The sequence below is a fragment of the Neptunomonas japonica DSM 18939 genome, assembly GCF_000422765.1.
In the GTDB taxonomy this organism is placed as follows: domain Bacteria; phylum Pseudomonadota; class Gammaproteobacteria; order Pseudomonadales; family Balneatricaceae; genus Neptunomonas; species Neptunomonas japonica.
The window spans coordinates 1-14,917 of sequence record NZ_AUGR01000029.1 but is presented as its reverse complement, the minus strand read 5'-3'; the positions used below and the strand labels follow the sequence as shown (position 1 = coordinate 14,917).

Below are 14,917 nucleotides of genomic sequence, written 5' to 3'. Positions count from 1 at the left end.
GGATTAAAAATGTCAGAGAATGATCAGGTTGCTGAGCAGCCAAAAGGACCACAGTTTTCTATTCAGCGTGTCTATGTAAAGGACGCTTCTTTAGAAACGCCTAACAGCCCGCAAATCTTCACGAAGAAGTGGCAACCAGAGATCAATCTGGAAATGAACACAAAAACTACACCTCTTAGCGAAGAACATTTTGAAGTCGTTCTAACGCTAACAGTGACAGTTAAAAACGAAGAAGATACTGCATTTTTAGTAGAAGTTCAGCAAGGCGGGATTTTTCAAGTCTCTGGCATGAACGAGCAGGAAGTCAGCCACACTTTAGGCGCATTTTGTCCTAACTTGCTCTTCCCGTATGCTCGCGAAACGATTGATACGCTTGTGACTAAAGCCAGCTTCCCTCCTCTGATGCTAGCACCCGTTAATTTTGATGCGCTTTATGCTCAGCAAATGCAACAAAAGGCAGCTGCTACTGCCGAACAACACTGACCTATCAGTGCATTGCAAGCTCAACTAGGTTGAGCTTGCAATTACTCTCATTCAGATAAGACCACTTCTTTTCTCACCGCAGATTTATCGACCCAACCCACTAAGTCAGTCCACATACGCCCTATATCATTACGTGACGGCATAATGCCCGCATGGGGCAGTTCTATTGTCATGACAGGAATTTTTTTTACAAACCAAGCATAATTACCCAAAGACCCTGGGTAGGTACCTAATTGGCGTAAATAAAGAGGCCCTAATTTTTTGGGAGGCTTTAAACCACTACCATCAAAATCTAAAATTCCGTGAGGGGCATGCACTGACACAATAACATCCGGACGATACTCCTCTATCAACTGATGAATAACTTGGGATTCCGGCTCACTAAGGGGCGCCTTCCCTGGGTAGTAACGAGACCTTTCACGTGCTTTTTTCTTCCAATGTGCCAATGGCTCCGGAAAACCTGATGCAGGAATAAAATTACGATTCAAATCTACTTTATTAAAATTAACGCGTGAAGAGCGCGAGCGCAACAAACCATCTGGGTTAGCCAATGGAAGAAAATGCCAATCATAAGCACCGCTATGATGCTTATTTAGTGTGTTCAACCACTTGAAGGTCACACTAACACTGGAATATTCATCTCCATGAATACCGCCAATAAAGAGAACCTTAGGTGCATCACTACGAATCGCAGGAAAATGCTTTTCCAGAATAGCTAAGCCTCCTACTGAGTAAAAACGAGGCTCATCAAACGCTAATTTATTACACTCACGCACAGACACGCTAGAAAGTTTACGGCCAATTTTCCCGCACAATAACTGCACATCCGTTTTAATATCTTTATGCGAACTAGGCTGAACGCTGGTTGTCGCAAACGATAGTGCAGGTAACACACATAAAAAGCTCGCTAGAAACAAAAGACGATTCTTGATCAAGGGAAATTTTCACCGATAGTAATAGAGATGACAGTATAAAAGAGTGTAGCTCACTATAAAAAATGATTCTGCACATCAAACAGAGCTTTTATAACCGTGTTGGCGCCACGCCTCATAAACCACAATGGCGCACGCATTTGAAAGATTCAAGCTTCGACTACCATCACACATCGGTAATTTAACACACTGTTCAATCGGTAAGCTTTCCCTTATATCTACCGGTAGACCACGGGTTTCAGGGCCAAATAGAAGTACATCGCCCTCTGCAAAACTGACATCACTGTGAAAGCTTTTCCCCTTAGTTGTCAGTGCCCACACTTTAGGAGAGTCAAGTTCGTTCAAGCACTCTTGTAGCGAGTCATGAACGCGCATCGCCGCAAACTCATGATAATCAAGCCCAGCACGACGTAGCTTTTTATCATCAAGTTCAAAACCTAACGGCTTAATTAGGTGCAGGTGGAACCCGGTATTAGCACACAGACGGATAATATTGCCCGTATTAGGCGGTATTTCAGGTTCAAAAAGAACAACATGCAGCATAATGCTTCTCGTTAAAATATATCAGCTAACATTATACCGCCCTACACTCAAAATCACTCCTCTTCTGTACTTTCAACAACTAATTTGAGGTCTTTAATTTTTCGTGTCAGCGTATTACGCCCCCAACCTAGCAATACCGCTGCGTCTCGCCTTCTCCCCGCGGTATGCTTTAATGCTGTTTCAATCATTATTTTTTCAAACGCTGGCATTGCTGCATCAATAACACCCTGCTTGCCGGCACTCAATTGCTGATCAACCCAATTACGTAAAGCGTGTTCCCAATTGGAAGTAATAACTTCAGCCGCCCCTTGCTGTTCTACTAATTCAGGAGGCATGTCTGAAACCAGTACTTCTCGTCCAGAAGCCATAACCGTCAACCAGCGACAGGTATTTTCTAGTTGCCGAACATTACCCGGCCACGCCAAATCACACATAAACGCTTCGGTTTCAGGCTTTAAGACCTTTGCCTCAACATTGAGTTCTTCTGCTGAACGCATCAGAAAGTGCCGAGCCAAGCGCGGTATATCTTCTTTGCGCTCAAACAGTTGCGGAATATGAATACGAATGACATTGAGACGGTGAAATAGGTCTTCACGAAACCGCCCTTCTTGAACCAAACCCTCAAGGTCCTGATGAGTTGCGGCAATAATACGCACATCAACGTTAACAGCGGTATGCCCACCTACTCGATAAAACTCACCATCAGCCAACACTCGCAGCAAACGCGTCTGAGTCTCGGCCGGCATATCTCCAATCTCATCTAGAAATAAGGTACCACCATCAGCTTGCTCAAAGCGCCCATGACGAGCAGCCGCAGCCCCTGTGAAGGCTCCTTTTTCATGACCAAAAAGCTCTGACTCTATCAAATCTTTTGGGATCGCAGCCATATTAAGCGCTATAAAAGATGAAGAAGATCGCGGGCTATGTTTATGTAAAGCGTGTGCGACAAGCTCTTTACCTGTTCCCGACTTTCCGTTTATCAAGACCGTTATATTCGATTGAGATAAACGCCCAATAGCCCTGAACACTTCCTGCATCGCCGGCGCTTCGCCAATAATCTCAGCAGTATCCAGCGCAACAGGCTCTGCGCTTTCTTGTCTTTGCTCAAAAGCATGCTCAACGGCTCTTGTGACTAAAGCAACCGCATCATCAACATCAAAGGGTTTAGGCAAGTACTCAAACGCACCGCCTTGATAAGAGGCGACGGCGCTATCCAAATCAGAGTGCGCTGTCATAATGATGATAGGCATCAATGGATGTGTTTTTTGTATACGTTCAAGCAGCTGAAAACCGTCAATACCCGGCATGCGAATATCGCTAATAACAGCATCAGGAGTGCTCTTTTCAAGCTTTTTTAATACGTCATCCGCTTTTTCAAATACTTGTGTATCAATACCAACCTGACTTAATGCTCTTTCGAGCACCCAGCGGATAGAACGGTCATCATCCACTATCCATACTTTACCGGGCATTTTCATTACCTAACTCCAAGGGGATATTGAGTGAAAAACGTGTACACCCAGGCTCACTACTACACTCAATCAGCCCATGATGTTGATTAATGATGGATTGCGCTATAGACAACCCCAACCCCGATCCATCTGCTCGACCGCTGATCATCGGATAAAAAACTGTATTAAGTATGTCTGTCGGGATCCCCGGGCCATTATCGATAATATCAAGACAGCACACTAATCTATGTCGCTCAGAACCCAGCGTAACCTGACGCTTTGCTCTAGTTCGAAGAAAAATCTCTGGTGAATCAATCTCATTTTCTTGTAATGCCTGCATCGCATTTCTTACAACATTCAACACTGCTTGAATAATTCGCTCTGAATCCCCCGTAAATTCAGGAATACTAGGATCATAATCCCTTTTCAGAGCCAGCTTACCGGCGCATTCTGCATTCACTAATGCACAGACTCGCTCGAGCACTGCATGGATATTTACTTGCTCTTGTTTGGGAAGCTGATGTGAGCCCAATAATCGATCAACCAGATTCCTTAACCTGTCCACCTCTTCGATAATGACATGCGTATATTCATGCAACGCTTCATCTTCTAATTCTCTTTCGAGCAGTTGTGCCGCCCCTCTAATCCCCCCTAAAGGATTCTTTATCTCATGCGCCATTCCTCTCACTAAATTCCGAGTAGCGGCATGGTGTGACAACAACTCTTCTTCGCGCTCGATACGCAGCAGACGGTCTCTTGCTTGAATCTCAATTAGCAACATAGGGCTATGCTGCAACGGTAAAGGATTAACACTGTAATCAACCGTGATCTCATGCCCACTCATCGTGAGGAGTTTAGCTTCACGACGGGTATATGGGTGTCCAGAGTGAATTGATTTCTTTAATACTGCCAGCTCATCAGAATCATTAGTAAGCCACTGCTCAACACCGTAATTCCTCAAGCGTTTGGCTGTCACTTCCAGCAGTATTTCTGCTGCGGGGTTCATATAATCAATACGCAGCTTCTCATCCAGTAGGATCACACTGGTTGATAGGTTTTCTAAAGTTTGCTTATGTGTTTGTTTTCGAAACATCCGCGCGACCACCTGATACGTTGTTAAGCACAATGCAAAATAAGCGCCAACTTATAAACAAAAACCTTTTATAACTACAAAGCGCTGACGTCGCGCTTGAAGAGATACAAACAAAGAATGGCGAGACTTATATCAGCATAACACCACTATAGAATGCACCATTATAGTGCACCACAATTTTAGTAGTGCGTCATCTTTACTCATTACAGTAAATACCAGGCACAAAAAAACCTCCCGAAGGAGGTTTTTTTAAACAATCTCAATTAGCAAGAGTAGTACAAGTCATACTCTACTGGGTGAGTCGTTTGGTTTACTTTATCAACTTCTGCTTGTTTCACTTCAATGTATGCATCAAGCATATCATCAGTAAATACGTTGCCGCGTGTCAGGAACTCACGATCAGCATCTAGCTCAGCCAACGCTTCAGCTAAAGAACCACAAACCTGTGGAATCTCTGCAGCTTCTTCTGGGGGAAGGTCATACAGATCTTTATCTGCAGCATCACCAGGATGAATCTTGTTCTGAATACCGTCAAGACCAGCCATCATCAGTGCAGCAAAGCACAGGTATGGGTTAGCAATTGGATCAGGGAAACGAGTTTCGATACGACGCGCTTTAGCAGTAGTCACATAAGGAATACGGATAGAAGCCGAACGGTTACGAGCAGAGTAAGCCAGCATTACAGGCGCTTCAAAATGAGGAACCAAGCGCTTATAAGAGTTTGTACCTGGGTTAGTCAGTGCACAAAGCGCTTTAGCGTGCTTAATGATACCACCGATGTAGAACAAAGCTGTTTCGCTCATACCAGCATATGCGTCACCAGCAAAGATGTTCACGCCATCTTTAGACAAAGACTGATGAACATGCATACCAGAACCATTATCACCAACGATTGGTTTAGGCATGAAAGTCGCCGTTTTACCATACGCATGAGCAACATTATGTACGCAGTATTTTAAAATCTGTACTTCATCAGCTTTATTGATCAATGTGTTAGCGCCAACACCAATTTCACACTGACCAGCAGTTGCTACTTCGTGGTGGTGAACTTCAACATCCAAGCCCATAGCTGTCATCGCATTACACATGTTTGCACGCAGATCATGCAAAGAATCAACAGGAGGAACAGGGAAATAACCACCTTTAACACGTGGACGGTGACCAGTATTACCGCCTTCGTATTTATTGTTTGTAGACCAAGCAGCTTCTTCAGAAGTAATTTTGTAGCCACAACCACTCATCTCATTGTGGAAATGCACTTCATCAAATACGAAAAACTCTGGCTCAGGACCAAACATCGCAGTATCAGCAATGCCTGTAGATTTAAGATACTCTTCTGCACGGCGTGCAACAGAACGAGGATCACGCTCATAACCCTGACCCGTTACAGGCTCAACGATGTCACAGCGAACAATAACAGTAGACTCTTCAGAAAACGGATCCAAGACAGATGCACTATCATCTGGCTGAAGAATCATGTCAGATTCATTAATTCCTTTCCAACCTTCGATAGAAGAACCGTCAAACATCTTTCCTTCTTCAAAGAAGTCATCGCCCATCTGATGAACAGGAATAGTAACGTGCTGCTCTTTACCTTTAGTGTCAGTGAATCGCATATCAACCCACTTAACATCATTTTCTTCGATCAACTTCAGAGTCTTCTCTGACATTTGGCTCTCTCCACATCAAAATTTTGTCAGACACGCTAAAAAACACGGTCCTGAAAAACATATCGGCCTAAGCCGGCTTAATACTTCAACAAGCAACTAGCGTGCCAGCACATATGTGCTTGATTTTATTACACCAGCCACCTTCAAACCCAATAAAACGCACCAAAATAACCCACAAAAATCAAGCACCGCACCATAAAGGTGCATAAAAGCCGAGTTACATATACCGCTTTATATAGCCGCTAACATCATACTCCAACCTAAAACAAACTTCTTGTGGAAAAAAGACGTACAAACATAACTATTAATCAGGATCAACGTTGCTATTGCGTGTATAATGCGGCCTTTATGAAAATCTCTACAGGTACTTCCACGTGATCGAGAAGCTGAGAAATATCGCCATCATTGCGCACGTTGACCATGGCAAAACTACACTGGTTGACAAACTATTATCGCAATCTGGCACCCTGGGCCGCCGAGATGAGGGCACCGAGCGCATTATGGACTCCAATGACCAGGAGAAAGAGCGCGGTATTACCATTCTGGCAAAAAATACAGCCATTGAGTGGAACGGTTACCATATCAACATCGTAGACACACCGGGCCATGCGGATTTTGGTGGTGAAGTGGAGCGCGTACTATCAATGGTTGATTGCGTATGCCTGCTAGTCGATGCTGTTGATGGCCCTATGCCACAAACACGCTTTGTTACACAGAAAGCATTCGACCAGGGCTTGCGCCCAATTGTTGTTGTTAACAAAGTTGACCGTCCTGGCGCTGACCCTGACCGTGCCGTTGATAAGGTCTTTGATTTGTTTGACTCTTTAGGCGCTACAGATGAGCAACTTGATTTCCCGATCATCTACGCATCAGCTCTAAACGGTATTGCAGGTCTTGAGCATGATAACCTTGCTGAAGATATGACCCCGCTTTTCGAAGCCATCATTGAGCATGTTCAACCACCTGAAGTTGACGTTGATGGACCGTTCCAGATGCAGATATCTGCTTTGGACTATAACAGCTATGTTGGTGTTATCGGTGTTGGTCGCGTTAAGCGTGGTTCGGTTAAGCTAAACCAGCAAGTGAAAATCATTGGCGACGACGGAAAAATACGTAGCGGTCGTGTACAAAAGATCATGGGCTACCTCGGCCTTGAGCGCATAGATGTAGACACTGCTCGTGCAGGTGACATCATCTGCGTTACCGGCATAGATGTGCTGAATATTTCTGATACGCTGTGTGACCCTGAAAATGTAGAAGCACTGCCACCACTTTCAGTGGATGAGCCAACGGTTTCCATGACATTCCAGGTTAACGACTCTCCTTTTGCTGGTAAAGACGGTAAGTTCGTTACTAGCCGTAACATCAAAGAGCGTCTAGATCGTGAATTAATTCACAACGTTGCCCTACGTGTAGAAGAAGGTGATTCACCAGAGAAATTCCGCGTATCTGGCCGTGGTGAGCTTCACCTTTCAGTATTGATCGAAACCATGCGTCGCGAAGGTTTCGAGCTAGGCGTTTCTCGCCCTGAAGTAGTTCAGAGAGAAGCTGATGGCGTAATCCAAGAGCCTTTTGAAATCGTCATGATTGACGTTGAAGAAGATCATCAGGGTAGCATCATTGAAGAAGTCGGCAAACGTGGTGGTGACATGACTAACATGGAAGTGGATGGTACTGGGCGTATTCGCCTTACCTTCCTTATTCCATCACGCGGCCTGATCGGCTTCCGTAGCCAATTCCTGACAATGACATCAGGCACCGGCATCATGACTTCTATCTTTGACCATTATGGCCCGGTTAAAACAGGTGAAGTTGCGTCCCGTACCAATGGTGTATTGATCACTATGGTTACTGGTAAAGCACTTGGTTATTCGCTATGGAACCTGCAGGCACGCGGACGTCTTTGTATCGCACCTAACGTTGAAGTATACGAAGGTATGATCCTAGGTATCCATAGCCGTACAAATGACTTAGCCGTTAACCCAATTAAAGGTAAGCAGCTAACCAACGTACGTGCCTCTGGTACTGATGAAAATATTCAGCTAACACCACCAATTCGCTTCACACTGGAACAGGCGCTAGATTTCATTGAAGATGATGAGCTAGTTGAAGTAACGCCGAACCACATTCGTTTACGTAAGAAATTCCTTACAGAAAACGAGCGTAAGCGCTTTGCCCGTACTGGCAAATAAGCAAGCACTAATAAAAAGGCGACTCTTTAGTCGCCTTTTTTACGCCTATAGATTCCCCTCCCTCACCCTCAAGCTCTATACTTTAAGCATACTTCTCGTATCAGTTAAGGATTTACCATGCGGACGCTTTATCCTGAAATACACCCATATAAAGAGCACTTAATTAACGTTGATTCTCAGCACACTTTATATGCAGAAGAAAGCGGTAATGCTGAAGGAATTCCCGTTCTGTTTGTTCACGGAGGCCCCGGTGGGGGTACTAGCGGGGCTCAACGGCGCTTTTTCAATCCAGAAAAGTACCGAATAATATTATTTGACCAACGCGGTTGCGGAAAATCAACACCTCATGCCAGCCTAGAGAACAACACCACACAAGATCTTATCAATGACATTGAGAAGATCCGCGAGCTGCTTAGCATCGACGAATGGCTTCTTTTTGGTGGTTCTTGGGGCTCTACGCTAAGTCTTCTTTATGCCCAAGCCTACCCTGAAAGGGTATCTGGAATGATATTACGCGGCATTTTCTTAAGTAGAGAACAAGACCTACATTGGTTTTACCAACAAGGTGCCAGCGCTATATTCCCCGATTACTGGCAAGACTTTATTGGTTTAATTCCCAAAAAAGAACAATCCAACTTACTGTCAGCCTATTATCAGCGTCTGACATCGAAGAATGAAATTGAGAGAATGGCTGCAGCAAAAGCTTGGGCAGTATGGGAAGGTCGTTGCTCGACATTAGATCCTAACCCAAATATTGTTGAGCACTTTGCTGACCCACATACAGCACTTTCTATAGCCCGTATTGAAGCCCACTACTTTATCAACCAAGCATTTATTGAACGTAATCAAATTATCGATAATGCAGGCAAAATCGCCCATATACGAACCACTTTGGTGCACGGCCGCTATGACATGATCTGCCCTATAGAGCAAGCGCATGCATTGCACCAAGTCTTACCCAGTGCCGAACTTCATATCGTTAGAGATGCAGGCCATTCATCATTCGAAGCAGGTACTATCGACAACCTAGTACGCGCCACTGATGATTTTGCACGCTCAAGCGCTTAAGGGACATTATGAAAGGTTTAATCCAACGTGTTAGCGAAGCTTCTGTAGAAGTCGATGGTCGTATTATTGGTAAAATAGGGCCCGGTATTTTGCTCTTACTGGGTATAGAAAAAAGCGATACAGAAGAAATCGCTGACAAGCTTTTAAAAAAAATTCGTGCTTATCGCATTTTTTCTGATACAGAAGGGAAAATGAATTTAAACCTTCAACAAGCTAATGGGGGGTTACTTATTGTTTCTCAGTTCACACTGGTAGCAGATACTAAAAAAGGTCTTCGCCCTGGCTTTTCAAATGGCGCATCCCCCGAACAAGGCGAAGCACTCTATAACTACTTTAGCAAACAAGCCCAAGCAACAGACACACATGTGCAAACAGGCGAATTTGGTGCAGATATGAAAGTGAGGCTTCTTAATGATGGGCCTGTCACTTTTTTACTAGAAGCAAATTAACCTTACAACAACTTAGATTGTATTATTAACATCATTCTGTAGCTGAGCTAGGCGAAGTCTAGCCACTGCAGAAGTAGCGCTCATATCAACCGAGCGGCGCGTTGCATAATACTCCGCATTAAAAAGATCAAAATATGCATCTAGTACATCTGCACTATGATGATCACTCACTTCACGCAACATTTGTGCAGCAACCTCTGCCGTACAAAGATGATGCTCTTCTACGGACTGTCGCAAATGATAACGAGATATAGCCATTGTATTAGGTTGCATTACTGGTAAGTCATCCAGATAACGACTCAACCGAAACATACGACGCGCCTGTCGCCAAGTACCATCCAAGATAATAAACGCGGGGATCTTTTCTGATAAATTTTTACTAACGATCATCCGTTGCTGGTAACTTTCTCCAGAAGGGAAAACGATACAGGGCTGGTATTGCTCATCACAAAGCGCTTCAATGAATGCAGGGTCAGGCTCTGTCCGTGACCATTTAAATACTCGTGCACCATCAATTGCATCTACAATTAATCGCCCCGTATTCGTTGGCTTATAAATCTCATCATTATGTGTCAATAACCAAAAAACAGCGCGGGCTTTAACCTTAGGTTTTTCAGAACATAGACAACTAAGCAAAGGAAGGAAGCACCCCTTGCAACGGCCTATATTAGAGCCTCTCGTTATGAACGGTTTACGTGGAGCATTTGCATCAAAGGCCACTACTGCAACCTCATCGGTGCTTGCTCACTTATATCAAAAAGGGATGCTGATACTCCCCAGTCTAATTGCAAACAGCCCTTATGCATCCAGTGTAAAATCTGATGCATCTCCTGACGAGTCAGCACGCTAAAGCCAAACACCTCTTCCTGATTATCCACATAGAAACTCAAACGGTACTGTCCTTTTTGGAAGCTAATATCTAGGCGCCGTAAAAGAGAAGCTTTAAAGTCGTGATGCTCAAGATTAGATTCTTGCCTAACAGATTGGCTTTGTTTTGCGCTATCGTGCTCAAATTGAGCCATTGCACTTTGATGCTCTAGGGGCGTTTTGCTAATTTTCTCAGATGTCTGTTGCACTAATTTTGGTGAGGCATCAAGCAACTTCAACACCAAACGCCGCGTAAGCCAAAAGTCGACTCTTTGCTGGCCATTATCTAAGTTGCCAATCAGACGAATGCGGTCTTCAATAACATCAAAATAAAAAGAAAGAGAGGCAAGATTGATCATCTAATTCCCTGTTGAAAGACCATGGAATTAATATGATAACGAATCACCCCCCCGTTGTATTCATAAAGCGAACAATTTGAACATCACCATCAGTGGTAAAATGATGCTCTTCTGGCTTATACTCTATTGCTTCACGAATGGTTGTTTTTAAACGCTCAACATCACCTGGGTAACCCCTAACAACGGCCTTAAGATCAACAGAGTTTTCATTACCCAAACAGAGCAATAATCGCCCCTCTACTGTTACTCTGACCCGGTTACAATCACCACAAAAATTATGGCTATGAGGAGAGATAAAGCCAACACGTGAGGAGCTATCAGACATACTCCAATAACGAGATGGCCCACCCGTAGTCTCGCGGGAAGACGTCAAAGGGTACTTCTCATCGATTATTGTGCGAATTTCATCACTTGAGCAGTAAGTCTGTGCACGGTCATGCTCTGAAATACTTCCAAGCGGCATTTCTTCAATAAAGGAGATATCTAAACCTTTATCTCGTATGAAATGCACAAGATCCAATACTTCATGATCATTTCGTCCCTTTAAGATAACAGCATTAAGCTTTACCTTATCAAAACCAGCATCACATGCGGCATCAATACCTTCTAAAACCTGCTCAAGGCGCCCCGTTCGTGTCAGTTCTTTAAACAAAGCATCATTCAAACTATCAAGGCTTATATTTATTCTTGTCACTCCGGCAGCTTTCAAATCACCGGCAAATCTCACCAACTGAGATCCATTCGTCGTCAAACAAAAATCATCTAACCCTTGAAGAGAACCTATCTCATTGAATAAACTAATCACATCTTTTCTAACAAGCGGCTCTCCACCTGTCAGTCTTACTTTGTTAACTCCCATCTCAGTAAAAGCACGCGCTATAAGCGTAATTTCTTCTAGGGATAACACCTCTTCACGAGGCAAGAAAGTCATCACTTCATCCATGCAATAAACACAGCGAAAATCACATCGGTCAGTCACCGACATACGAACATATGTAATACGCCTTCCAAATGGATCAATCAGCTGCTCATGCATCATTTACCCTTTAACCTGCCAACTAACAACCGAATTAACAACAATCTTTAAGATCAATATAAAAGAATACTGCTTAGCTGATGGCAACAAAAGAACCAAAACATCCCGTGTTATGAGCCAAGCCAGCAAACCAGAAGACACATCCTATAGCATATACAACAAGTATTATCGTAACTAACCAGCCTTCAAATACTCCATGACAAACTCAAGTATGCTATCCACATCAGCCAAATGCATGACCTTAAGCTCTGATGCAACCGTATCTGGCTCATCCGAAGCAACCGCGATGATATTTTTATCTTCAGGAAAAATCAGCGGGCGCCCTAAAGAAGGCCGATGTAATTCAATTTTTGGAATCGTTTCTCTCTTAAAACCTTCAACTAAAACCAAATCTAGATTCGCTAAATCGAGCTTACTTACTAAGTCTGCTAAAACTGGTTCTTGCGGCTCAGCCTTATCAACCATAAGCGCCCAGCGGTTAGCAGAGGCGATAAGCATCTGATTAGCTCCCGATTTACGCAACTCGTAACTATCCTTACCAGGGTGGTCTACATCAAACTGGTGATGCGCATGCTTAATCACCGCCAATCGCACACCATGATGACGTAAAGCAGGGATTAATTTTTTTAATAGCGTTGTTTTACCCGTACCACTCCAAGCAGAAAACCCGAGTAGTTTAGGCATTTCAATTAATGCATCTAAGTCATCACGGCGATTAACATTAACGAACGCGTCAATACAGTCAGAAAAATCAACTTCTATACATGAATGTTGAGAAAACCAACTTTCAATTTTGCGCTCACCATTGAGTAAACTCTTCTTCAAGTCGTCTAGTAAATGCCTACTCAATAGTGCCACAACCGGTTGCGACCTTTTACCATCGTGCGCTACAGCAATATCATAATCGCCATCTTGTACTGCTTTCAGTAACCGCGATACCGTGTCCGTAGGTAATCGAGGGCTATCGCACGGTATAAATGCAACCCAGTCTGTATTTGCATTAGAGAGGCCTGTTGCCATTCCCATCAACGGCCCCTGGTAACCACCTTCCAAGTCGGTAAACACTTCTAAGTTTAATGACTGATATGCCTCTAAACTCCTGTTCGCATTAATAATGCAGCGAGTAACCTGAGGCCGAAAAATATCTAACGCATGCTGAATAAGAGGCTTACCCTCAAACTCAATCCAACCTTTATCCGTCCCCCCCATCCTACGGGCCATGCCGCCAGCAAGTATTACACCAGTTACAGAGTTACTACACATACAACAGACACTCCAACAAGAGAAATATTTAGATGACCTAGAAATTGGACATTAGTGTAACAGGGGTTATTTCTTATTATTACTAAAGTTACTCTCCCTCTTTCTCCACAACCATTAAAAGCTCTAAAGACTCCTTAACTAAGCCAATTAATTTAACTAAAGCGCACAAAAATTCAGGTTATTAACTATGCTTATTGTCTATATGACGATGAGGCATAGCATGCAAAAAAATGCACATTCGCTACTCAAGGTTACTATTCCTGCCCGCCCTGAGATTCTTCTAAAGATGACGGCAATAATGGCAAAAGCAAACCCCGACGTAGAACAGGTTGTTACGACATTAAAAGAAGATGCTGGGTTGTACTCTATAGTACTGGCGACAGTAAATTCACCACGCTTTGGTTTACGTAAACAAATTTCGTCAATTTCTCATGCCATTGTACTGCTCGGGTTACCTAAGGTATTTAGCTTAGTCAGGCTCGTGCTGCTCAAAAGTACACTTTCAAAAAGTGATTCAATGGAAAGATTTTGGGATACCGCATCCGAAGTTGCATTAATTACCCAAGAACTCACCTCTAGGTACACTGAACTAGATTGTGACAATGCTTACTCTATAGGCATGTTGCACGATTGCGGCATTCCAATCATTATGCAAGCTGACCCTAAGTATAAAGACATATTGCGGCAGACTAATGGAGAAAGTAGTAAAGCACTGCTAGAAATCGAAAGAAACATTTACGGAATGGAGCACTTCACTCTTGGAGCAAAACTGGTAAATAAATGGGAAATGCCAGAAAACGTCCATAAGACGATTATTTTACAAGCGAGCTTTCCGGAGATTATTCTAAAATACAAGTCTCGAGCCAATGACTCTCTAATGTATTTATCATTATTATCAATAGCTAAAGATATTAGCAGTAACTATCGCCGATTCTGGAGACTCAACAACCGGCAAGAAATCACCCCCAGCATTATGACTTGCCTAGAATATATTGGCTTATGTGATTACGATTATCTAGATCTTAAAGAGGAATACATAGATAGCCTCGAACAAACAACCACCTCATAATCCTTCTACGCCACACTTCTAAAACATACCACACTGAATATTGTAGCAATGGAATGCTACACCTTAACCTAGCATAATCATATAAATACCCCTTCTAAAACGGCCTACTAATGCCCTATCAAAGCGCATTCGCATCAAGCCCCCTCTATTCCTAAACCCCAGGCATAAAAAAACCCTGATCACGAAGTGATCAGGGTTCTCTATTAAAAGCTTGGCGATGACCTACTCTCACATGGGGAGACCCCACACTACCATCGGCGCTAAAACGTTTCACTTCTGAGTTCGGGATGGGATCAGGTGGTTCCATTTCGCTATGGTCGCCAAGCATAAACTGTCACAACATGGATTCGATGAATTTCTGTGTCTTTGTCTGTTTAACAAGCGCTAGTCTGTAATCTTATCTGTTACTACATGCTTCCCACACGCCTTTGGCGTTATATGG

General features: G+C 43.5%; 14 protein-coding genes and 1 rRNA gene. 5 read left to right on the top strand and 10 right to left on the bottom strand.

Annotated features, from left to right (window positions below):
• The first annotated feature begins 9 nt into the window (after nt 1-9).
• Nucleotides 10-483 (top strand): protein-export chaperone SecB, encoded by a 474-nt coding sequence (secB, locus tag G511_RS0116505; RefSeq protein WP_028470620.1) that lies wholly within the window; start codon nt 10-12, stop codon nt 481-483.
• Between the two features lie 47 nt (nt 484-530).
• Here the strand turns inward: secB and G511_RS23190 are convergent, their stop codons facing one another.
• The 5 genes from G511_RS23190 to glnA form a co-directional block, all read right to left on the bottom strand.
• A complete protein-coding gene (locus G511_RS23190) occupies nt 531-1,418 on the bottom strand; it encodes a M14 family zinc carboxypeptidase (protein WP_245574108.1) in 888 nt (295 codons plus the stop codon).
• Between the two features lie 75 nt (nt 1,419-1,493).
• Entirely contained in the window at nt 1,494-1,958 is a 465-nt protein-coding gene (gene trmL, locus G511_RS0116495) for a tRNA (uridine(34)/cytosine(34)/5-carboxymethylaminomethyluridine(34)-2'-O)-methyltransferase TrmL (protein ID WP_028470619.1), read from the bottom strand.
• Between the two features lie 53 nt (nt 1,959-2,011).
• Nucleotides 2,012-3,436 (bottom strand): nitrogen regulation protein NR(I), encoded by a 1,425-nt coding sequence (glnG, locus tag G511_RS0116490; protein WP_028470618.1) that lies wholly within the window; start codon nt 3,434-3,436, stop codon nt 2,012-2,014.
• A complete protein-coding gene (gene glnL, locus G511_RS0116485) occupies nt 3,420-4,502 on the bottom strand; it encodes a nitrogen regulation protein NR(II) (protein ID WP_028470617.1) in 1,083 nt (360 codons plus the stop codon). Before glnL ends, glnG begins: the two co-directional genes overlap by 17 nt.
• A gap of 263 nt (nt 4,503-4,765) precedes the next feature.
• On the bottom strand, nt 4,766-6,172 hold the full coding sequence (gene glnA, locus G511_RS0116480) for a glutamate--ammonia ligase (protein ID WP_028470616.1): 1,407 nt from the start codon (nt 6,170-6,172) through the stop codon (nt 4,766-4,768).
• A gap of 374 nt (nt 6,173-6,546) precedes the next feature.
• On the opposite strand from glnA, the gene typA reads away from it, so the two are divergent.
• From typA to dtd, 3 genes are all read left to right on the top strand, one after another.
• The gene (gene typA, locus G511_RS0116475) at nt 6,547-8,364 is read left to right on the top strand and encodes a translational GTPase TypA (protein WP_028470615.1); all 1,818 of its coding nucleotides are present in this window, start codon (nt 6,547-6,549) and stop codon (nt 8,362-8,364) included.
• Between the two features lie 117 nt (nt 8,365-8,481).
• On the top strand, nt 8,482-9,432 hold the full coding sequence (pip, locus tag G511_RS0116470) for a prolyl aminopeptidase (RefSeq protein ID WP_028470614.1): 951 nt from the start codon (nt 8,482-8,484) through the stop codon (nt 9,430-9,432).
• An 8-nt stretch (nt 9,433-9,440) separates the two neighbouring features.
• Nucleotides 9,441-9,881 (top strand): D-aminoacyl-tRNA deacylase, encoded by a 441-nt coding sequence (gene dtd, locus G511_RS0116465; RefSeq protein WP_028470613.1) that lies wholly within the window; start codon nt 9,441-9,443, stop codon nt 9,879-9,881.
• 12 nt (nt 9,882-9,893) lie between these two features.
• Here the strand turns inward: dtd and G511_RS0116460 are convergent, their stop codons facing one another.
• The 4 genes from G511_RS0116460 to mobA all read right to left on the bottom strand — a co-directional run bounded on the left by G511_RS0116460 (nt 9,894) and on the right by mobA (nt 13,406).
• On the bottom strand, nt 9,894-10,601 hold the full coding sequence (locus G511_RS0116460) for a tRNA-uridine aminocarboxypropyltransferase (protein ID WP_028470612.1): 708 nt from the start codon (nt 10,599-10,601) through the stop codon (nt 9,894-9,896).
• Nucleotides 10,601-11,107: a hypothetical protein gene (locus tag G511_RS0116455; RefSeq protein ID WP_028470611.1), complete on the bottom strand. Its 507-nt coding sequence runs from the start codon at nt 11,105-11,107 to the stop codon at nt 10,601-10,603. The genes G511_RS0116460 and G511_RS0116455 overlap by 1 nt, the downstream gene beginning before the upstream one ends.
• A gap of 43 nt (nt 11,108-11,150) precedes the next feature.
• Complete coding sequence (gene moaA, locus G511_RS0116450; RefSeq protein WP_028470610.1) at nt 11,151-12,146, bottom strand: GTP 3',8-cyclase MoaA; 996 nt, start codon at nt 12,144-12,146, stop codon at nt 11,151-11,153.
• A 171-nt stretch (nt 12,147-12,317) separates the two neighbouring features.
• Entirely contained in the window at nt 12,318-13,406 is a 1,089-nt protein-coding gene (mobA, locus tag G511_RS24755; protein WP_028470609.1) for a molybdenum cofactor guanylyltransferase MobA, read from the bottom strand.
• A 187-nt stretch (nt 13,407-13,593) separates the two neighbouring features.
• Here mobA and G511_RS0116440 point away from each other — a divergent pair, with 187 nt between their 5' ends.
• On the top strand, nt 13,594-14,475 hold the full coding sequence (locus G511_RS0116440) for an HDOD domain-containing protein (RefSeq protein ID WP_028470608.1): 882 nt from the start codon (nt 13,594-13,596) through the stop codon (nt 14,473-14,475).
• 209 nt (nt 14,476-14,684) lie between these two features.
• Here G511_RS0116440 and rrf read toward each other — a convergent pair.
• Nucleotides 14,685-14,800 (bottom strand): 5S ribosomal RNA (rrf, locus tag G511_RS0116435).
• Nucleotides 14,801-14,917 lie beyond the last annotated feature (117 nt).

What these genes read in the sequence shown, in the direction of transcription:
- dtd (WP_028470613.1), top strand. Translation starts at nt 9,441, where the DNA reads ATGAAAGGTTTAATCCAACGTGTTAGCGAAGCTTCTGTAGAAGTCGAT.
- G511_RS0116440 (WP_028470608.1), top strand. Translation starts at nt 13,594, where the DNA reads ATGCTTATTGTCTATATGACGATGAGGCATAGCATGCAAAAAAATGCA.
- secB (WP_028470620.1), top strand. Translation starts at nt 10, where the DNA reads ATGTCAGAGAATGATCAGGTTGCTGAGCAGCCAAAAGGACCACAGTTT.
- glnL (WP_028470617.1), bottom strand. Translation starts at nt 4,502, where the DNA reads ATGTTTCGAAAACAAACACATAAGCAAACTTTAGAAAACCTATCAACC.
- mobA (WP_028470609.1), bottom strand. Translation starts at nt 13,406, where the DNA reads ATGTGTAGTAACTCTGTAACTGGTGTAATACTTGCTGGCGGCATGGCC.
- glnG (WP_028470618.1), bottom strand. Translation starts at nt 3,436, where the DNA reads ATGAAAATGCCCGGTAAAGTATGGATAGTGGATGATGACCGTTCTATC.
- pip (WP_028470614.1), top strand. Translation starts at nt 8,482, where the DNA reads ATGCGGACGCTTTATCCTGAAATACACCCATATAAAGAGCACTTAATT.
- G511_RS0116455 (WP_028470611.1), bottom strand. Translation starts at nt 11,107, where the DNA reads ATGATCAATCTTGCCTCTCTTTCTTTTTATTTTGATGTTATTGAAGAC.
- glnA (WP_028470616.1), bottom strand. Translation starts at nt 6,172, where the DNA reads ATGTCAGAGAAGACTCTGAAGTTGATCGAAGAAAATGATGTTAAGTGG.
- moaA (WP_028470610.1), bottom strand. Translation starts at nt 12,146, where the DNA reads ATGATGCATGAGCAGCTGATTGATCCATTTGGAAGGCGTATTACATAT.
- trmL (WP_028470619.1), bottom strand. Translation starts at nt 1,958, where the DNA reads ATGCTGCATGTTGTTCTTTTTGAACCTGAAATACCGCCTAATACGGGC.